Raw genomic sequence first — 18,542 nt, 5'->3', positions numbered from 1 at the left:
AACCTATTGCTTTAACCGGTCAAAAACTGAGAAGAGTGTCGTCCGTCGGATTACAAATTAGCAAAAGGCCACCACAAGATTCCACATTGACATCACGGATGTACTTCAGCGACACTCGCCGCAAAACCTCAAAATCGATATGGATATCCCTGATGAAAAAACGCTCCTTCCTCGTACCGATGGCCACTCTCGTTGCAGCAGTAGCTACCGAACAAGCTTCAGCGGTAGTCACCCATGAAGTTATCGAGCCCGCCGCAGACACTACTCACACATTCCGAGCTGAAGCCCAGAGCGAAAGCCTGTCGGTTCGCAGTGGCAATGATTTGTTCGCCTTTGTGCTCAAGCGTGGAGACCAAGGACAGATGATGGCTTACCACAGCTCCCATAGCTCCCACGCTTCGCACAGTTCCCATAGCTCCCACTACTCTGGTCGATAATGGCTTTCTCTCATACGCTGGTTTTTGATGAGCGACTTTATGACGCGCAGGTTTTGCAGAAAGCTGCTTATCGATCGATCAATGCCCTGACGGTGGAAATCACAACCGATGGGATACATTTTATCTGTGATTTGTTATCGAATATCGGCGTTGACGAGTCGTCCTTTCTGTCTGCCGTCCAAGAGTTCAAGAAGGATGTGCTTGACTATCAGCTGCGCCACCGATTGGCAGTTGAGACACAGCCAATCAAGAACCTGATACTCGGACTGGCCTTTTCTAAAACCGGGCTGATCAGTGAGTAAATTCCAAAAGCTGGAGTTCTACGCGCAGCAACGGCCTTACGAGTTGCTGCCCTTTAAGTTCGACCGCCTGAATGATGATGAATACATAATCACCAACATGGCAGGTGAGTTTCACGTCATACCGATGCCTATGCTTGAGCAACTCATAAGCAGGACGCTTACCCTCTCATCAGAGCTGATCCCAACGCTCCGCTCCAAGCAGTTCATTCGCTTTACCAATGAGCAAGCGCCGCTTCAGCTGCTTGCACTCAAGATTCGCACGCGATTGTCCAGGCTGGCCGAGTTCACCAATCTGCATATCTTTGTAGTGACTCTTCGATGCGACCACAGCTGTCCGTATTGCCAAGTATCAAGGCAGTCGGAAAGCAAAGGCGAATTCGACATGACCACAGAGATGGCCGATAAGTCGCTTGATTTCGTCTTTAGGTCTCCCAATCCAGCCATCAAAATCGAATTCCAGGGTGGCGAGCCGCTGCTGAACTTCGAGATGGTTAGGTACGTTGTTCTTGAGGCTAAAAAACGTAACGTCAAGGAAGGACGTGACCTACAGTTCGTCATTGCGACCACGCTTTCGCTTCTGACCAATGACGTGCTCGACTTCTGTAAGCAGCACAAGATCGTGCTTTCATCTTCACTCGACGGGCCAATGGATCTGCACAATGCAAATCGCCCACGACCAGGCCGAGATAGCCATCAGCGTTTCGAGGAAGGCTTGAAGAAAGCCCGTGCAGCCCTCGGTTATGACCAAGTGTCAGCCTTGATGACAACCACAGATAAGAGCCTGCCACGAGCACGCGACATCATTGATGAATACTTGCGCCTAGGCTTTGATGGCATCTTCCTCCGCACACTCTCCCCATACGGTTTTGCGATCAAGACCAAAAAATTCATGTCGTATGACACGGAGCGCTGGCTAGAATTTTACAAGGAGGGTCTTGAGTACATCATTGAGCTAAACAAATCCGGCATACGATTTGTAGAGCAATATTCTTCGCTCGTACTAACAAAAATGCTGACATCAGGGGACCCTGGGTTCGTTGATTTGATGAACCCTGCCGGTGCTGGTATCGCAGCCATCGTGTTCAACTACGACGGATCTGTCTACGCCTCAGATGAAAGCCGTATGCTTGCCGAAATGGGGGATCATACGTTCCGTCTGGGCAGCATTCTTGAGCACTCATACGAGGAGATTATCCTCTCTGATCAGCTTCTTGATGCACTGGAAAACTCTTTTACCTTAAGCGCTCCAATGTGCTCTGACTGTGCATTTGAACCTTACTGTGGAGCGGAGCCCGTCTACCATCACGCCATTCACAAGGACGTGGTAGCAAGAAAACCTGAGTCCTCTTTCTGCAAGCGAAATATGGCGATCTTCAAACATCTCATTGAGCTAATGAGAAGTGATGAGCAAACAAAACGGATTTTTATAGGCTGGGCCAACCGATGCTGAAACTCGGCGGAAAAATTATCCGTATTCATGCGGTTGATGTTCACAGGGACCTTACCTTGCTTAAGGTGTCGACCAGCCGGAATCTGCCTGAGGTCTTGCGACGGGAAATGGCCTATCTGGTTTCCGATCAGCAGATTCCCAGAGGATTCGCGCACTATCTTTTGCTTGAGAAGCATCGGCAGCTTGTTGAGATACTGCCTTGCGACTCTGATTACTCGATCTTACCGAATGACTACAGCTACATCGGTGATGGTGATGTCATACGCCTTTCAGCAGATCGTCAGAGCATTAACGTCTTGTTTCGAGCATCTTCGCCGCATAACAGCATTCTGATCACCGAGCAGTGCAATCATTACTGTCTTATGTGCTCACAACCGCCTAAGGCAGCTGATGATTCGTGGATACTTGACGAAATCGAAAGCCTGATTCCGCTGATTCCAAAAGATACCAGCGAGCTGGGATTTACTGGAGGCGAGCCAACGACCAATCGAGAACGCTTCCTTAAAATCATCAGCCTGACAAAAAGTTATCTGCCGAGAACCGCAATCCACATTCTCTCGAACGGGCGCAGCTTCAAAGACCCAGCATTCGCTGAGAAGTACGCGCAGATTGAATTATCCGACGCGATGATCGGAATCCCTGTCTACTCAGACGATCCGACGCTGCATGATTACATCGTCCAGGCCAAAGGCGCATTCGATGAAACCATTCAGGGCATTCTCAACCTGAAGCGCTTAGGCCAAAAGGTTGAAATCCGAGTCGTCATTCACAAGCTATCAGTACAGCGCCTGCCTGAACTGTGTGAGTTCATCGCACGCAATCTGCTATTTGTTGACCATGTGGCGCTGATGGGCCTTGAGATGATGGGTTTCACGAGGGCCAATCTCGATGAGCTGTGGATCGACCCAATCGAGTACAAAGATACACTCAGCAAATCGGTGGGCATTCTGGCCAAATACGGTATGAATATCTCGGTCTACAACCATCAGTTGTGCTTAGTGAATCCAGACATTCAGCCCTACTACCGCAAATCAATCAGCGACTGGAAGAATGAGTACGCTCCTGAATGCCGGAGCTGTACAAAACAACGCGAATGCGGAGGCTTTTTCGCATCTGGTGTTAAGTTCGGCTACAGCAAACACCTGACCCCATTCTGACTACAGCATAAGCGTCCGGCAAGCTCATCTCAGCTAAACCTTATATCTCCGACAATATCCTTTGACGCAATTAACGGCATCTCTGGGGCAACTGGAGAAACCTTCGATACCGAACTTGCGACTGCCCCGAGCTTTTGCATACAGAGGTGTGCATACTCTAAAGAATCACGAGAGTCCGGGGTATTTTCTATAATATTTTTTAAACGTGCAAAACCCAAATCTGGATCTTGAAAATATCTACCAGTGACGCGTTCTTTTGTTAAATCAGCAGGATTACTCGGCAATGGCAATTTGATAGCCGGCAATGATTCTCCATGCGGCATCTCGATAGTGCGAGTAACGGCAAATAGTGTTCGTCCTGCATTTGCCAAGGGAGCTACATGGACAACTAAATCCCTGTATGCTCCAAGCTCAAAAAGCCATTGACCTAGCTGAGCAGAGGCTCGGAGCTCTTTACCTGCTGGATCGGTGGGTGGGTGTTGCTTCCACCTTTTCAAAAGTCTGTTCAGAGTGGTTATCTTACTGGCATCCGCATCCACCACCTTTACTATGGCTTCATAATAAAATTCAGACAAATAATCTCTAAGCACACAAGCATCCACGAGAAAAGACTGTAGTGCCAAATAACACAAAGAGGTGTAACCATCGAGAAATTGTTTGCCAGCTAAAAATGGGGCTTCTCGTAAGCGGCTTTTTAATTGCTGCTCATAAACCTCCGAGAGCTGTCGAAGTCTCCATTCACAGACTCTAAGCTGGTGATCAATTCGAGAGGCTATGTCGTAAAGCAGCCCCTTACTTTGCTTAAATGCAGAATGAGCAATAAATGACCACTCGTTACATTGATCATTACATAGCCATAATGGCTTCGCAGCGATATTCATGGATCGCCACTGCGGCGGATCGAGTCCATTAACCTCATCATCATTAGTATAAAAATCGCAACCCACTATGCTAAGACCTAAGCTTTTAACATCTGAGTACAAGCTTCCAAAACTTCTTAGTGTAATTACAAGACTTCGATTGCTAACCATGTTGGGTCGGCAAGTAGTCTTGGGACCACCGCCACTGAGAATCCTACCACCTCCATGCAAGTGAAGCTCACGCAGCACCATTGGCCATTCCATTGATTCTCCTTTTACTCGCGAACAGTTAGTGACAGGAGCTTTACACCTACGCCTATCGGTGTACCGCCTTCTCGGCCTTCTCCTTGTCACACTCGGGATTAGCCACGGAGTGCCTCTGCTCGAAAGCCTTGGAGATTTGGCTTGCCTGCTACTGGGTGGATGTAATGGGTGCCCCACGATACCGTCATGACCGAAAAGGGTCTGGCTGATAGGGACACTGTTTCAGGTGGGCAATAACCTCAGGGTCTGTTTTAGCGGTGTCGATCCTACCGCTGCCATCAAGGTAAATATCCAACGTGCCCCACCGTTTGGGCGTGATGTTGATGCATCGAGGTGGCGTGTTATCGCCCCACCAATCAAACATCATAAAGAAATCATCATCAGGGAAAATATGACCGACGTCACCGGTTGTCTCACCAGGCATTAAGTCCCGTCGATAGATTGAATGCTGGGTATTGAATACGTAATGGAGCCCTTTTGAGCCGTCGTTTGAGTAGTAAATGACGACTCTTGGTAAAGCTAAATACCAGCTTGCAATCAGGACACAAACGAAGCCTGTAACCCATCGTCCTAAGTAGAGCTTTTTCTCACTGACAGACATGTGGTCGGACCCCTTTTGCCCAGTCGCTTATAGGCACTGCCAGCACTTTATCCATAATGACCTTCCCAGTAAGGCCACCATTTGGATATTCCTTGTACAGGTTCATTCCGATAATGATCGAAACCCTGTCGGGGATATCGTCCCACGCACGCATACCATCAACTCCCTCAGTCCTTCGCGGGCCAGCAAATCTATTAGGGTCTTTGATGAAGCGCCAAGTGTCTGACCCAATCTGCTCAACCCCTGCACCGTCCAGCAAGACGCTCTCAGAAAGCCCACCAGCCACGCCCACATATCCGTAGTGGACGTTCGACCAGATATCATAGAAATAGTCGTACTCTCCCTGCTTGTGCCATATCCCACCGAAGAGTTTCGACAATATCGGCTTATGGTCCCATGGCCTGTCCTGCCCGACGCGCTCAGTCCAAATGGCAAACGCCTTGGCCTTTTTCCCCAATCCCATACTGTAAAAATCCGGTCCTTGCCCGAGTCTCAGGTAAAACGGCAGTGCCGCGTATTTACGTGTTTCCTCTTCAGGATCAAAGCTATTCAGCTCTTTCATCTGTCGAACCGAAAGACTATTGATGTTGACGTTCATCTCGCCCGCTATGTAGCTCGCCAGTTCCTCCATCCTATCAGGGTCTTTGCACACTACAGGTTTCGCTTTCTCTTCAGGGTTTCCCTCCCGCTCCTTACCGGCAGCCTTAGGGTGTAATAAAGCCTTTGCAGCGGTTGCCTTCTCAATCAACCTCGGGTCGGCCAACAAGGTCGCCATCTTCTCGTCGTCGATAGAGCCATCTGGGCGGAATACTCCCAGCACTGCAAAATTAATGATTGCAGCATCGGGAGCCGCCCCCATGACAAACCCGCCAAAGGTATCGCTTGAGCCCGTGATAATTGTCCCACCATGACTGGTAGGGCTTCCTAAATGAGCCATGGGACGGTGATTAACCAGAATAGAGGGGAACCCTGTCGTGATAACAGCACCGCACCCGCACGTATCACCAACTCGGGCTGCACCGGCGAAGCTGATATTCACATCAGTCGATGCACTGGCAATAGGAGTAGTACCGTGGCCGAGCAGTGGGCATACGTGTTTATCACCCAGTCGAGCAGAGGCAAGCATCGAATCATCCTTGTGTGTCGTCCATGAACATAAAGCCAGGCTCATTCCGGCGATCGGGAGGCTACCGGAAACGCAAGAGGGGTCTGTAGGAAAAAACAGACACCATCAAGCGGCTTAAAGATCCTTGAGAACCGGACAGAAAAATCTGAATGGCCATCTCACTACGGGTCTGCGCGCATCCCCCCGTGGGTGCCCTCGCGTGAGCCTTATCGCGCCTGTGTGGGTCCTTACCGTGGGCTGTGTGTGCCTCTGGATGAGGGCCGTGGGACTGTCACAACGACGGGACAAAGCTGTAACAAGACACTACATTACAAGCCCTCTGAGGCACCCTCAGGACTGCCCTTCCTGACCTCATCAGGGATCGCAGTTAGAGCAGCGGTTTCAGGCTCGGCCAGACATTATCAAGCAGCATGGGTTGTGCCTTGGCGTTGGGGTGAAGCCCATCGTCCTGCATCAACGCAGCCACGCCACCGACGCCTTCCAGCATGAATGGCACCAACGGAATGCCGGTCTCCTGGGCCACTTTTGGGTACACCTCGGCAAAGGCTGTGGTGTAACGAGGACCATAATTGGGCGGTATCCTCATCCCCAGAAGCAGCACCTTGGCACCTGCACTTTTAGACTGCTGAGCCATGCTCGTAAGGTTTTGTTGCAATTGTGCTGGCAGTTGCCCGCGCAGCCCGTCATTGCCCCCCAATTCGAGAATAACCAGCTCGGGCTTATGCTCTGCAAGCAGCGTGGGCAGCCGCGCCAGGCCTCCGGCACTGGTGTCGCCACTGATGGACGCATTGACGACTTTATCGGTGTATCCCTCGTTGCGCATGCGCTGCTCGAGCAGGCTGACCCAGCCAACACGGGTATCCATGCCGAAAGCCGCGCTGATACTATCTCCAACGATCAATACCGTGCCCGCCACTGCCCCTTGTGACAGCAGCAATAACCCCAGGCCAGCACTTAAAAACCACGCACGCATCGGATTCTCCATGAGTGAAAGTATTCTCAGTGCCCAAAGCCTCAGTAAAGTGGTCCCCAGCACCGAAGGTGACCTGACTATCCTGCACGAACTCTCTCTGGAACTAAACAAGGGAGATACGCTGGCCATCGTGGGTTCCTCCGGATCCGGCAAATCCACCCTGCTGGGTCTGCTGGCCGGGCTCGACCTGCCGAGCGCAGGTGCAGTGACCCTTTCGGGACGCAACCTGAGCCAGCTGGATGAAGACCAGCGCGCCAGGGTTCGCGCCGAACATGTCGGTTTTGTCTTCCAGTCGTTCCAGTTGCTCGACAGCCTCAATGCCCTGGAAAACGTCATGCTGCCCATGGAGCTTGAAGGCCGCAAAGACGCCCGGGAAAAGGCCCGTAGCCTGCTGGAGCGTGTCGGACTGGGCAAACGCCTGACCCATACGCCGCGCCAGCTATCCGGTGGCGAGCAGCAACGGGTTGCGATTGCCCGCGCCTTTGCCGTCGATCCGGATGTGCTGTTCGCCGATGAACCGACCGGCAACCTGGACAGCCACACCGGCGAGCGCATCAGCGATCTGTTGTTCGAGTTGAACAAGGAGCGCAATACGACGCTGGTGCTGGTCACCCATGATGAGCGTCTGGCCCATCGCTGCCGACGCCTGATCCGTCTTGAAGGTGGGCGACTGGTCGCCCCTCTGGAGCCTTGATGGCACGCCTGCCCTTTATGCGTCTGCTCAGCCTTGCCGCCCGCCAACTGCTGCGCGATGCCCGCGCTGGCGAGTTGCGGGTGTTGTTCTTCGCGCTGTTGGTCGCTGTCGCCGCCAGTACCGCCATCGGTTACTTCGGCGCACGTCTCAATGGCGCCATGATGCTGCGGGCTACCGAGTTTCTCGGCGCAGACCTGATCCTTGAAGGCTCAAGCCCTGCCCGGCCCGAACAGATAGAGGCTGGCGAAAAGCTCCAGCTCGACCACGCGAAAATCGTGCTGTTCTCCAGCGTAATCGCTACCGATAGCGGTATTCAGCTCTCCAGCATCAAGGCAGTGGATGACGTCTATCCGCTGCGTGGCGACCTGAAAAGCGCTCCCGACCTCTACCAGCCTGAACAGATCGGTAACGGTCCCGAGCCGGGAGAAGCCTGGGCCGAGGCACGACTGCTGCCGGCGGTAAACCTGAAGATCGGCGACAACATCGATGTCGGCTCCAAGACCTTGAAGCTGACCCGCATCCTCACCTACGAGCCTGATCGCGCCGGCAACTTCTATAGCCTGACGCCACGGGTGATGATCAACCTGCAAGACCTTGCTGCCACAGGTGTCGTGCAGCCAGGCAGCCGGGTCGAGTACCGGGAAATGTGGAGCGGGCCGCCTGAAATACTCGCGGCTTATCGCAAAGCCATAGAACCCGGCCTTGAGCCTCATCAGGAAATCAAGGACGCACGGGACGGCAGCCAGCAGATCGGTGGCGCACTGGGCAAGGCCGAGCGTTATCTGAATATGGCGAGTCTGGTCGCGGTATTGCTGGCTGGTGTCGCCGTCGCCCTCTCGGCCTCACGCTTCGCTGCCAGACGTTTCGATTCCAGTGCGCTGTTGCGCTGCCTGGGCTTGTCCCGTAGCGAAACCATGACCCTGTTCAGCCTGCAACTGGCAATCATCGGCCTTCTGGCCAGTATCAGCGGTGCCTTTCTGGGCTGGCTGGCACAACTGGGTCTGTTTGCCCTGCTGCAAAATCTCTTGCCGACCACCGTGCCTGCTGGCGGCCTGCTGCCTGCCTTCGCCGGGATAGGTACCGGGCTGATTGCACTGGCCGGCTTCGCCCTGCCGCCACTGGCTGCCTTGGGCCGCGTGCCGCCATTGCGCGTACTGCGTCGGGACATGCTGCCGATTCCGGCCAGCTCCTGGCTGGTCTACGGCGCCGCCTTGCTGGCACTGGGTCTGATCATGTGGCGTCTGAGCCTGGATCTGGTCCTGACCTTCGCCCTGCTGGGTGGCGGCATCGTGGCCGCGCTGGTGCTGGGCAGTCTGTTGCTGCTGGCACTCAAGAGCCTGCGTCGCCTCCTGTCCGGCGCTTCCCTGCCATGGCGGCTGGGGCTGGGTCAGTTGTTGCGCTATCCATTGGCCGCAGCGGGTCAGTCGCTGGCTTTCGGGCTGATTCTGTTGTCCATGGGGCTGATCGCCCTGTTGCGCGGCGAATTGCTCGACACCTGGCAGAACCAGTTGCCCAAGGACGCGCCGAACTACTTCGTGCTCAACGTGCTGCCATCGGAGAAAGAAAACTTTGCCCAGACCCTGAGCCGCCTGTCGACCCACTCCGCCCCGCTCTACCCCGTGGTGCCGGGCCGTCTGGTGAATATCAACGGCGAACCGGTCGGCAACTTCGTGACCAAGGACTCACGCGGCGAAAATGCAACCCGTCGCGACCTGAGCCTGACCTGGGCAGCCGACCTGCCCGAAGGCAACAGGCTGACGGCCGGTAACTGGTGGGCACCTGCCACCGCTGCCGACGCCAAGCCTGGCGTCTCGGTGGAAGCCAAGCTGGCAGACAGCCTGGGGATCAAGCTGGGAGACAACCTGAGTTTCATCGTCGGCGGCCTGACTCGCGAAGCGGTGGTCACCAGCCTGCGGGACGTGAACTGGGATACCTTCCAGCCTAACTTCTTCATGATCTTCCAGCCCGGCACACTGACCGACCTGCCGACCACTTACCTGACCAGCTTCTATCTGCCGCCCGGGCAGGACAAGCAGATCGTCGAGCTTTCCCGTGCCTACCCGGCAATCAGCATCCTGGGCGTGGAAGCCCTGCTGGCTCAGGTGCGCAGCATCCTCGATCAAGTGACCCTGGCGGTGCAGTTCGTGCTGCTGTTCGTGCTGGCGGCCGGCATTGCCGTGCTGTTCTCGGGCTTGCAGGCGACTCTGGATGAGCGCATTCGCCAAGGTGCCCTGCTGCGTGCCCTGGGTGCCGAACGCAAGCTGCTGATCAAGTCGCGCCGGATAGAGTTCGGTCTGCTGGGCGCAGCCAGTGGCCTGCTGGCCGCGCTGGGCTGTGAACTGGTCAGTCTGGTCCTGTACCGCTACGCCTTCGATCTGGCCTGGCAACCGCATCCATGGCTGTTACTGCTGCCATTGATTGGTGCCCTGCTGGTGGGCGGTGCCGGTGTGTTTGGCACAAGGCGCGCCTTGAATGCCAGCCCGCTGGCGGTGTTGCGCGAGGGTTAAGTGAGGCTTTCGCGCCTGAAGTCGCTCCTGCACAGCCTGCGTGGGAGCGAATTCAGGCGCGAACATTATTGGCCGTAGGTAATCTCATTGATCCACCACAACACCTCTCCGCCAGGTGTCTGCACCACCGCCTCATCGCCCACTTCCTTTTTCAGCAGCGCACGGGCCATGGGTGAGTCGATGGAGATGTAGTCGTTGCGACCGTAGATCTCGTCATACCCCACGACCCTGAATTTCTTGATCTCTCCCGCCTCGTTTTCAATCTCGACCCAGGCCCCGAAAAAGACTTTGCCTTCCTGCTCGGGGGAATAGGCGACGACGCGCACATCCTCAAGCCGCTTGCGAAGGTAGCGAACCCTGCGATCAATCTCGCGAAGCAGCTTCTTGTTGTACTGATAGTCGGCATTTTCACTACGATCCCCCAGCGATGCCGCCCAGGTGACCTTGCGGGTGGTATCGGGACGCTTTTCCCGCCACAGGTAATCCAGTTCCTTTTTCAGGGCCTCATGACCTTCCGTTGTAATGATGTTTGTAGGCAAAAGAGGATTCTCACTAGCGAATGTCGGCAGCGGGGTCGAAAAACAGAGGGGGAGATAGTAGAAGTTGCAAGCGGCAAGCTGCAAGCAGAAGGAGCAGGCCTTTCAGTCAGGCGACTGAAAGGCCTTTGGAGCTTATCGGGATAACTGGAAGCGGCTGACCACGGTGCGCAGTTCGCTGGCCAGTGATGACAGTTCGTCTGCGGTTGCAGCGTTGTCATTCACGCCATCCATGACCACCAGGCTGCTGTTGCGGATGCCCATGACGTTACGGTTGATGTCTTCCGATACAGAGTGCTGTTGCACGGCTGCGCTGGCGATCTGGGTGTTCATTCCCACGATTCCGTCCACGGCTTCGTTGATCTGTTGCAGGGTTCCCGAAGCTTGTTCGGAAGCATCCAGGCACGCATGGGCACGGTCCTGCCCGGCTTTCATCTGTTGTACGGCTTCGTCCGTCGCATCTTGCAGTTGCTGAATGATGCGACGAATTTCCTCGGTGGACTTCTGGGTACGCGACGCCAGGGTGCGCACTTCGTCTGCGACCACCGCGAAGCCTCTGCCTTGCTCCCCAGCCCGTGCCGCTTCAATGGCCGCGTTCAGGGCCAGCAGGTTGGTCTGGTCGGCGATGGTGCGAATCACCTCGATCACGCCACCGATTTCCTGGCTGTGAGTCGCCAGGGCTTCGACTTTCTGGCCACTGAGCTGAACTTCGTTGACCAGCGCTTCGATGGTTGCCCGGGTTTCACCCATGACCTGCAGGCCTTTGGCCGAAGCATTGCTGGCCGCTTCGGCAGCGCGTGCAGCACCTTCGGTGTTCTGCGCCACATCGGCAACGCTGGTGGTCATTTCGTTGATGGCGGTGGCGACCTGCTCGGTCTCGGCCTGCTGGGCATTCATGGATTGCTTGGCCTGACTGATCGAGCGCTCCAGACGTTGCGCCGACTCGGAGACAGAATGTGAACTGCTCTCGACCTGGCTCAAGGAATGGGAAAACGCTTCGACCATGCTGTTGAGGCCAGTACCGACATCACCGATCTCGTCACGACTGCCTACTTTTACACGGGCAGTGAGGTCGCCCTGAGCGATGCGGGCAGTCACGCTCAGCAGTTCTTCCACTGCGCTTCGCAGAGCACTATAAATGCCTGCAAAGGCGTACAGCAGCAAGACGCCGAGAACGACAAACAGGCCGATAAAGAACATGCGTTCATTGTTACGATCCTGCAGGCGTGTAGCGAGCTGGTTCTGCAGCGAAGCCTGCATCTGCTCCTGAGCCTTGTAGAACTGCGCGACCACGGCATTGCCGCGCTCGCCCAGGGTGTTGGCGTTTACGTTCGAGCGCTTGCCCGGGTCCAGATAGTCCATCAGGTCACGACTCAGGTTTTCAAGGTCGTTGATGGCCACGATAACGGGTTGCTCAACCACATCCGTAAGCTCCGGCTCTTCGCGACGCAGCAGGCGCAGACTCTGCTGCAATTCCTGGCGAACCTGGGCTTCCTGCTTCATCAGGTTCAAGGCAAAGGCGCGGGTGGTCTCGTCAATCTGGCGATCCGCACTGAAACCGTTGGCCAGGCCGCGGACTTGTCCGATCACGTTGATCTGTCTGGGCAACCGCAGGGTACTCAGGTCGATCAGAAACAATGAGCCATAGTCTTCGTCCAGAATCATTCCGGAAGTGGCAGAAATGTAATAGATAAAGCCCAGCACCCTGGTCAACTGATCGTTCCAGGCGCTGAAAATGGTCAATGGATCCCCACCGTTCTTGGCTCGTTCGATCAGTTCGCGGGTATCGGCACGCAGTCTCTGCACACGGTCTGCGGTTTCCAGGTATTGACCGACCTTGCCATCCAGAACCGCCAGTTCATTGAAAGCCTGCTCAAGCTTCTCGGCATTGCGAGCAACATCAGCCCTGGCACCTTCATTGCCGCTGAGCATGCTGTGGGTCAAGGCCCGTTGCATCATGGACAGGCGCAGTACAGGAGTAACGTCCACCAGGTATTTCTGGCCTACCTGCTCATGACTCAGCGTATCGATGCTGGCGTTGAGCGTCTGCATGACCCGGATACCGAGAAACAGCAGAGGGATGAGGACAATCACGCCAAGAATAAAAAACTTTATGGGGAAGCGGACACGGTTTGTAACGTAAACGGCAGGGCTCAATATGTTCATCAGATTCTCATTCACTAATTTTTTAGCGACAGCCGTTCAGGGCCTTTTTTGAGACGATCCCTTTCTCGTTTGTGTTGGTGTATTTATTCGAAAAATCGGTGCGTCAGGCTTTGTACGAAAAGTCGGTGAGATACGATCAGACATGGCAAGGACAGGCGATGAGTGGTCGAAGTCACGCACCGGTTCCAGCGTTGTAAAACGCTGTCGGGGATTTGCACTACACGACAGGCTATCGACTCAAACCCGGAATTTTTTAGGTCAACCGAGTATCCAGGGTACGAAAGGTCACGGATTGCACAATCGCAACCCGTTCCAGGAAGGCTTGAAGCGCTTGATAAAACGAGGAATAACGCGAGTTTCCGGTGCCTGTCAGCCGAGGGTTATCAGCCCCTGACGGGCAATGCGCGTCAGGTCGCGGATGACCTGCTCGACGTTATCGGCATCCGGTGTCTGGATCACCGCCAGGTCGAACTGGTCATTGGCGTAATGAGCCAGCGATTGAGTCGTATCGGCAAACTGAATGAGAAAGGCGCAGGAGCCGCCGCGACGTCGAGGCCAGCCATCCAGATAACGCAACAGCGTCGGCTGATGGGAACCGCCCAACAGGATTTTCGGATTCTTGCGCGACAGCACAGTGGTGATCGGGGACAGGCGAGCGAGGGGGCGCAGGTTGTTCATGGTGTCTTTTCTCAGCCTCGGATGGTCCGCTGGGCAGCGGTGGGAGGCAACACCGAACCAACGTTTTAGCGGTATTTCGACAAGGTCCGAGCCTTGCCTGGCGCCCCGCAAGTAGTTGTTAAATCGGCGCCTGATCAGCATCCTAGAGAAGCCGCTGGTTAATTGTCAAATGCCATCAACCAGAAAGGCCCGCCTTTCACAAGACGAGCCTTTCCTGATGCCCATGCCGCTTTATTAGTTGGCGATGGCGCGGTCCACCGAGAGTTTGCCTGCACCTTCGATCAGAATCGCGATGGCGCCACCCAGCAAGGCCAGGGCGAACTCATAGCCGTTGTTGGCCATGAACAGCCCGTTGCCGATGTGCACCGAGAAAATCGCCACCAGCAACAATACCGCCAGGCCCAAGGCAGCCGGGCGAGCCAGCAGGCCGATCAGCACGGCCAGACCACCAAAGAACTCGACACTGCCCGACAGCAGCGCCATCAGGTAACCCGGATTCAGGCCCTGACTGGCCATGAACTGCGCCGTACCTTCCAGGCCATAACCGCCAAACGCACCGAACAGCTTCTGGCTGCCGTGAGCGATGAAGATGATGCCGACGATGATGCGCAATACAGTCAGGCCATAGCCAGCGCGAGTGGAGAGTACCGATTTGATGGTTGCGTTCATGGTGAGTTGTTCCGTTACTGATTAAGTGGGAGTGGCGCCATCATAATCAAATCAACCAATATGAAAACCGCAAAAACCTCAGCATAACAATCGAATAATTCGATTTATCTTCTGATGACAGACTTTTCAGACGTCTCCTTCTCCAGCGCACCACGCTCGCGATCAAACGCCAGGTAGTACTTGTTCACGCTGTTCACGAAGCTGACGACGTTGGCACTGCCCTGCTCCATGGCAATACGTTCGGTCTGGAAGAACCACTGATTGGGGTTGAGGCCGCGACGGCGTGCCTCGTCGCGCATACCTTGTACCCGCTCCGGCCCGAGGTTGTAGGCCGCCAGCACAAAAGCCATGCGCTCGCGCTCGTTGACCCTGGGGCTGGCGAAGTACTTGCTGCGGATCAGCGCCATGTAACGGGCACCGGCCTGCACATTCTTGTCGGCAGTCTGGATATCGGAAACACCAACCCGCTTTGCCGCCGACGGCGTGATCTGCAGCAAGCCCGTCGCCCCGCCGCTGCCCTTGGCCGTCGGGTCCAGTTTCGATTCCTTGAACGCCAGTGCTGCCAGATCCAGCCAGTCCATGTCCTGGGCGTCGGCATGGCGTTGCAGCATAGGCCGCAGTTTTTCCAGGCGCTGAAGGTTGGTGCGCACCAGAGGGTTGTTGACCCGATAGGTGTTCTTGTAGGCCTTTTCGAAAGCCAGGTCCTGATTGGCGGGAGGCTTATAGGCCTTGAGGAAGTCATCGATACTGGCGCGCAAGCGGGTGGCGTCCTGGCGCACGAACCAACTGATGTCGTCGTGGGTGCGCAACGTGAGGCTGCGGTCCAGACGCAGCTTGGGCATGACTCTGGCCCAGCGCTCGGCAATGGGTTGCTCCACCAGCGTCAGGGGATAGATGCCCGCCTGAACCATTTCCAGCACGTCTTCCACGGCAAGGCTGGGGTCGACCCACTCGATCCGTACCGGTGCCAGTTTGCGCAATGCCAGTTGCTGATTGACCTGATGCAGCGCTTCATCCGCCATGCTGCCAGCGGGCAGGCTCAGGGTGCGCCCTGAAAGCTGATCGACATTCTTGAAGCTGCGCCCGCCCCTGACACCCACCAGAATCAGCGGCACGTCACGGATGATCGGCTCGCCTGCATTGATCCCCTTGGCGTTGGCGGTATCGAGCAACTCACCGGGCGCCACCAGATCACCCTCGCCGCGCTGCAGGGCGGCAAGCAACTGATTCTTGGCTTTGGGGATGATCTTGAAGGTCACTTTCTGGCCGTTGCGGGCATGACCATTGAGGTATTGTTCGAAGGCTTGCAGGCGCTGATATTCGATGCCGATTTCCTGCCCCTTGACGTCACCGGAGCTGTTGCGGCTCTGATTGACCAGCACCCGCAACACCTTGCTGCTGCGAATAGCTTCCAGGTCCCGGACCTGAGTCTTGTGCTGCGCAGCCTCCGGCCCCACCTGACGGGCAGCCGCGGGCAAAGGCGACAGCGCCACAAGGCAAGCGATGGGCAAAAGCAGGGCTCGAACGGTCATTCACGCTCCGGGGAAACGTCAGAAAAGACAGAAAAAAGGATTACTCAGGGACGCGTCACACACAAAACCGTTAAATCTTCAGGTTTAACCTGCTGAATACATTGCATTTTCTTGTTATTACCGAAGCTCTGATATCCTCGGCAGCCTTCGGCTGGAGGTAGCACCATGCAACTCATCGACATCGGCGTCAATCTCACCAACGCAAGCTTCGACTCGCAGCGACAGGCGGTACTCGACCGGGCCTATGCCGCCGGCGTGTCACAACTGGTCGTCACCGGCACCAGTGTCGAGGGCAGCGAACAGGCTCTGGAGCTCTGCCATGAACTGGATGAAAGCGCTCTGCGACTGTTCTCCACGGCAGGTATTCACCCCCATTCAGCAAGCGATTGGACACAGGACACCGAACAAAAGTTGCGGGCTCTGCTCAGGGAATCCCGCGTGCGGGCAGTCGGTGAATGCGGGCTGGATTTCAACCGGGATTTCTCGCCCCGTCCCCAGCAGGAAAAGGTGCTTGAAGCTCATCTGGCACTGGCTGTGGAGTTGCAACTGCCGGTATTCCTGCATGAGCGCGATGCCAGCCAGCGCCTGCTGGACATCCTGCGCGACTACCGCGATCGCCTGCCAGCCGCCGTGGTGCACTGCTTTACCGGGGAGCAGAAGGCACTGTTCAGTTACCTGGATATAGACCTGCATATCGGCATTACTGGCTGGATCTGCGACGAACGTCGGGGCACCCATTTGCACCCGCTGGTCCACAACATCCCTCGTGGCCGCCTGATGCTGGAAAGCGATGCGCCTTATCTCCTGCCGCGCAGCCTGCGGCCCAAGCCGAAAAACGGTCGCAACGAACCGGCGTATCTGCCCGAGGTCCTGCGTGAAGTGGCCTTGCATCGCAACGAAAGCCAGGCCGACCTTGCCAGCCATACCACAGCCTGCGCCCGTGTTTTCTTTGGTTTGCCGGATTTCGTGGAGCCAGCCGGGGAAATGTGACGTTACCTTGACCCGTATCAACTGTTTGTTTAATGGCTGAGGCATCGTGATGGCACCTTGCTGCACATCTCTAACGATCAACCAAAAGAAGACCACTCATGGGCTCATTGCTTAGCAACCTCTCACTGAAGTACAAGTTCTGGGCCGTCAACGCGGTCGCATTCATCACGACCCTGCTGCTGGTGGTTTACGCCGTGGAGCTGGAGCAACAGGCCCGCCAGGAAACCGCACGAGACGCCGCCCAGGCACAGGCGCGCCTGATCGCCGCATGGCCCGCCACGCAACCCTTGCCCGCCTCGGCCAATATCCTGACCTACGCACAGGGCCAGACGCCGAGCCTGAACAGCCAGCCTCTGCCACAACTGAGCAATGCCACGGACTGGGTTGCCCTGGATAAACAGGCGGGTGATCAGTCTCTGGTCGGCGCGCAGGTCGTCAGCCGCACCGATGGACAGCGCGTTGCCGTACTGGCCCTGGCCCCCTCATCCTTGCAGGTGCTTGAGGATCGCTTCGCCAATTACGCCGTAGCCGTATTCGTGCTGATGATCGCGATGCTCTGCGCCTCGCAATTGCTGATCCGCTTCATCCTCACCCAGCTCAACGCCCTCAAGGATGTGATGCTGCATGTCGAGAAAAGCGGCGATCTGTCTGCCCGGGTTCCCAACGGCAGCGATGATGAAGTCGGGCAGATGGCCAAGGCGTTCAATGCCATGCAGGCGGGCTACCAGCGGGTGGTCAACACCGTATCGCAAACCGCTACCCGCCTGGATGAAGGCGCAGCTCACCTGGCCTCGGGCATGAAGGATGTACGCCACGGCATGCTCGGCCAGCAAAGCGAAACCGATCAGGTCGCTACGGCAATCAACGAAATGACAGCCACTGTCCACCATATTGCCCAGCACGCCAGCACCACACGGGATCAGTCCCAGACTGCTGACAATCTTGCAGGCAGCGGCAAGACCGTGGTCGACCGGGTACAGGTTTCCATTGCCGGGCTTTCCAGCGGCGTGCAGCAGACTGCGCAGATGATCCAGCGCCTTGCCGAAGACAGTCAGAAGATTAACGGCGTGGTCAACGTGATCCACAGCATTGCCGAACAGACCAACCTGCTGGCCCTCAACGCAGCCATCGAAGCGGCACGCGCCGGGGAAATGGGTCGTGGTTTCGCCGTAGTTGCCGACGAAGTCCGCAATCTGGCCAAACGGGTGCAGACGTCCACCGATGAAATCACCGGGATGGTGTCAGCACTGCAAGCCGGAACCCGCGATGCCGTGGACTTCATGCAGGACAGCTCCTACAAGGCCGATGAGTGCGTGCAACAGGCCCAGGAAGCCGGTGAAGCGCTGGCGGCCATTGCCGGTGCCGTGGCGCAGATGCGTGAAAGCAATACCCAGATCGCCGTGGCAGCCCAGCAACAAAGTCAGGTGGCCGAAGAAATGAACCGCGCCGTGGTCAGCATTCGCGATGTCACCGAGCGCACCGTAACCCAGACCGTGGACTCGGCTTCCACCAGTGATGATCTGGCCACGCTGGCCGGCGAACTGAGCAAAGCCATCGGCCAACTCAAGCTGTAAAGGCCTATCGCACCGATAGTCAGGCT

Annotated in this window: 17 protein-coding genes; 8 read left to right on the top strand and 9 right to left on the bottom strand. The window is 56.0% G+C overall.

The window, feature by feature from the left end; genetic code table 11:
- Positions 1-98 precede the first annotated feature (98 nt).
- The 4 genes from hxsA2 to hxsC are packed head-to-tail and all read left to right on the top strand — an operon-like array spanning position 99 to position 3,346.
- On the top strand, positions 99-437 hold the full coding sequence (hxsA2, locus tag CKW23_RS27120; protein WP_371856539.1) for a His-Xaa-Ser repeat protein HxsA2: 339 nt from the start codon (positions 99-101) through the stop codon (positions 435-437).
- Positions 437-739 carry a His-Xaa-Ser system protein HxsD gene (gene hxsD / locus CKW23_RS02135; RefSeq protein ID WP_095066947.1) on the top strand — a complete coding sequence of 101 codons (303 nt, stop codon included), beginning with the start codon at positions 437-439 and terminating at the stop codon, positions 737-739. Before hxsA2 ends, hxsD begins: the two co-directional genes overlap by 1 nt.
- The gene (gene hxsB, locus CKW23_RS02130; protein WP_095066946.1) at positions 732-2,189 is read left to right on the top strand and encodes a His-Xaa-Ser system radical SAM maturase HxsB; all 1,458 of its coding nucleotides are present in this window, start codon (positions 732-734) and stop codon (positions 2,187-2,189) included. The genes hxsD and hxsB overlap by 8 nt, the downstream gene beginning before the upstream one ends.
- Positions 2,183-3,346: a His-Xaa-Ser system radical SAM maturase HxsC gene (gene hxsC / locus CKW23_RS02125; protein WP_095066945.1), complete on the top strand. Its 1,164-nt coding sequence runs from the start codon at positions 2,183-2,185 to the stop codon at positions 3,344-3,346. The genes hxsB and hxsC overlap by 7 nt, the downstream gene beginning before the upstream one ends.
- A gap of 29 nt (positions 3,347-3,375) precedes the next feature.
- Here the strand turns inward: hxsC and CKW23_RS26115 are convergent, their stop codons facing one another.
- From CKW23_RS26115 to CKW23_RS02110, 4 genes are all read right to left on the bottom strand, one after another.
- A complete protein-coding gene (locus tag CKW23_RS26115; RefSeq protein ID WP_143498865.1) occupies positions 3,376-4,470 on the bottom strand; it encodes a hypothetical protein in 1,095 nt (364 codons plus the stop codon).
- Positions 4,471-4,654: 184 nt separating this feature from the next.
- A complete protein-coding gene (locus CKW23_RS02120) occupies positions 4,655-5,071 on the bottom strand; it encodes a hypothetical protein (RefSeq protein ID WP_095066944.1) in 417 nt (138 codons plus the stop codon).
- Positions 5,058-6,197 carry a polymorphic toxin type 44 domain-containing protein gene (locus CKW23_RS02115; protein WP_095066943.1) on the bottom strand — a complete coding sequence of 380 codons (1,140 nt, stop codon included), beginning with the start codon at positions 6,195-6,197 and terminating at the stop codon, positions 5,058-5,060. The genes CKW23_RS02120 and CKW23_RS02115 overlap by 14 nt, the downstream gene beginning before the upstream one ends.
- 367 nt (positions 6,198-6,564) lie before the next feature.
- On the bottom strand, positions 6,565-7,170 hold the full coding sequence (locus CKW23_RS02110; protein ID WP_025260585.1) for an arylesterase: 606 nt from the start codon (positions 7,168-7,170) through the stop codon (positions 6,565-6,567).
- A 10-nt stretch (positions 7,171-7,180) separates the two neighbouring features.
- Here CKW23_RS02110 and CKW23_RS02105 point away from each other — a divergent pair, with 10 nt between their 5' ends.
- Together CKW23_RS02105 and CKW23_RS02100 are read left to right on the top strand one after the other, a co-directional pair.
- Positions 7,181-7,864, top strand: a complete 684-nt coding sequence (locus CKW23_RS02105; protein WP_025260586.1) for an ABC transporter ATP-binding protein — start codon at positions 7,181-7,183, stop codon at positions 7,862-7,864.
- Entirely contained in the window at positions 7,864-10,371 is a 2,508-nt protein-coding gene (locus CKW23_RS02100) for an ABC transporter permease (RefSeq protein ID WP_095066942.1), read from the top strand. Before CKW23_RS02105 ends, CKW23_RS02100 begins: the two co-directional genes overlap by 1 nt.
- 65 nt (positions 10,372-10,436) lie before the next feature.
- On the opposite strand, the gene greB is transcribed toward CKW23_RS02100, so the two are convergent.
- From greB to CKW23_RS02075, 5 genes are all read right to left on the bottom strand, one after another.
- A complete protein-coding gene (greB, locus tag CKW23_RS02095; protein ID WP_025260588.1) occupies positions 10,437-10,910 on the bottom strand; it encodes a transcription elongation factor GreB in 474 nt (157 codons plus the stop codon).
- 132 nt (positions 10,911-11,042) lie between these two features.
- Positions 11,043-13,073, bottom strand: a complete 2,031-nt coding sequence (locus CKW23_RS02090; RefSeq protein ID WP_025260589.1) for a methyl-accepting chemotaxis protein — start codon at positions 13,071-13,073, stop codon at positions 11,043-11,045.
- 369 nt (positions 13,074-13,442) lie between these two features.
- Positions 13,443-13,751 (bottom strand): hypothetical protein, encoded by a 309-nt coding sequence (locus CKW23_RS02085; RefSeq protein WP_025260590.1) that lies wholly within the window; start codon positions 13,749-13,751, stop codon positions 13,443-13,445.
- A 234-nt stretch (positions 13,752-13,985) separates the two neighbouring features.
- Complete coding sequence (locus CKW23_RS02080; RefSeq protein WP_025260591.1) at positions 13,986-14,420, bottom strand: DoxX family protein; 435 nt, start codon at positions 14,418-14,420, stop codon at positions 13,986-13,988.
- A gap of 104 nt (positions 14,421-14,524) precedes the next feature.
- A complete protein-coding gene (locus tag CKW23_RS02075) occupies positions 14,525-15,952 on the bottom strand; it encodes a transglycosylase SLT domain-containing protein (protein WP_025260592.1) in 1,428 nt (475 codons plus the stop codon).
- Positions 15,953-16,117: 165 nt separating this feature from the next.
- On the opposite strand from CKW23_RS02075, the gene CKW23_RS02070 reads away from it, so the two are divergent.
- Positions 16,118-16,942, top strand: coding sequence for a TatD family hydrolase (locus CKW23_RS02070; RefSeq protein ID WP_025260593.1), 825 nt, complete (start codon positions 16,118-16,120; stop codon positions 16,940-16,942).
- 98 nt (positions 16,943-17,040) lie between these two features.
- Positions 17,041-18,516, top strand: a complete 1,476-nt coding sequence (locus CKW23_RS02065) for a methyl-accepting chemotaxis protein (RefSeq protein WP_025260594.1) — start codon at positions 17,041-17,043, stop codon at positions 18,514-18,516.
- The last annotated feature ends 26 nt before the right edge of the window (positions 18,517-18,542 follow it).

The organism is Pseudomonas sp. Irchel 3A18, from assembly GCF_900187465.1.
Lineage (GTDB): Bacteria > Pseudomonadota > Gammaproteobacteria > Pseudomonadales > Pseudomonadaceae > Aquipseudomonas > Aquipseudomonas cichorii.
Note: the sequence above shows the minus strand (reverse complement) of the source record. Positions and strands in the feature narration are given on the sequence as shown.

Coding starts and splice junctions, on each gene's coding strand:
- CKW23_RS02115 (WP_095066943.1), bottom strand. CDS start 6,197: ATGCTTGCCTCTGCTCGACTGGGTGATAAACACGTATGCCCACTGCTC.
- CKW23_RS02070 (WP_025260593.1), top strand. CDS start 16,118: ATGCAACTCATCGACATCGGCGTCAATCTCACCAACGCAAGCTTCGAC.
- CKW23_RS02105 (WP_025260586.1), top strand. CDS start 7,181: ATGAGTGAAAGTATTCTCAGTGCCCAAAGCCTCAGTAAAGTGGTCCCC.
- CKW23_RS02065 (WP_025260594.1), top strand. CDS start 17,041: ATGGGCTCATTGCTTAGCAACCTCTCACTGAAGTACAAGTTCTGGGCC.
- CKW23_RS02080 (WP_025260591.1), bottom strand. CDS start 14,420: ATGAACGCAACCATCAAATCGGTACTCTCCACTCGCGCTGGCTATGGC.
- hxsA2 (WP_371856539.1), top strand. CDS start 99: ATGTACTTCAGCGACACTCGCCGCAAAACCTCAAAATCGATATGGATA.
- CKW23_RS02090 (WP_025260589.1), bottom strand. CDS start 13,073: ATGAACATATTGAGCCCTGCCGTTTACGTTACAAACCGTGTCCGCTTC.
- CKW23_RS26115 (WP_143498865.1), bottom strand. CDS start 4,470: ATGGAATGGCCAATGGTGCTGCGTGAGCTTCACTTGCATGGAGGTGGT.
- CKW23_RS02120 (WP_095066944.1), bottom strand. CDS start 5,071: ATGTCTGTCAGTGAGAAAAAGCTCTACTTAGGACGATGGGTTACAGGC.
- hxsD (WP_095066947.1), top strand. CDS start 437: ATGGCTTTCTCTCATACGCTGGTTTTTGATGAGCGACTTTATGACGCG.
- hxsC (WP_095066945.1), top strand. CDS start 2,183: ATGCTGAAACTCGGCGGAAAAATTATCCGTATTCATGCGGTTGATGTT.
- CKW23_RS02085 (WP_025260590.1), bottom strand. CDS start 13,751: ATGAACAACCTGCGCCCCCTCGCTCGCCTGTCCCCGATCACCACTGTG.
- CKW23_RS02100 (WP_095066942.1), top strand. CDS start 7,864: ATGGCACGCCTGCCCTTTATGCGTCTGCTCAGCCTTGCCGCCCGCCAA.
- CKW23_RS02110 (WP_025260585.1), bottom strand. CDS start 7,170: ATGCGTGCGTGGTTTTTAAGTGCTGGCCTGGGGTTATTGCTGCTGTCA.
- CKW23_RS02075 (WP_025260592.1), bottom strand. CDS start 15,952: ATGACCGTTCGAGCCCTGCTTTTGCCCATCGCTTGCCTTGTGGCGCTG.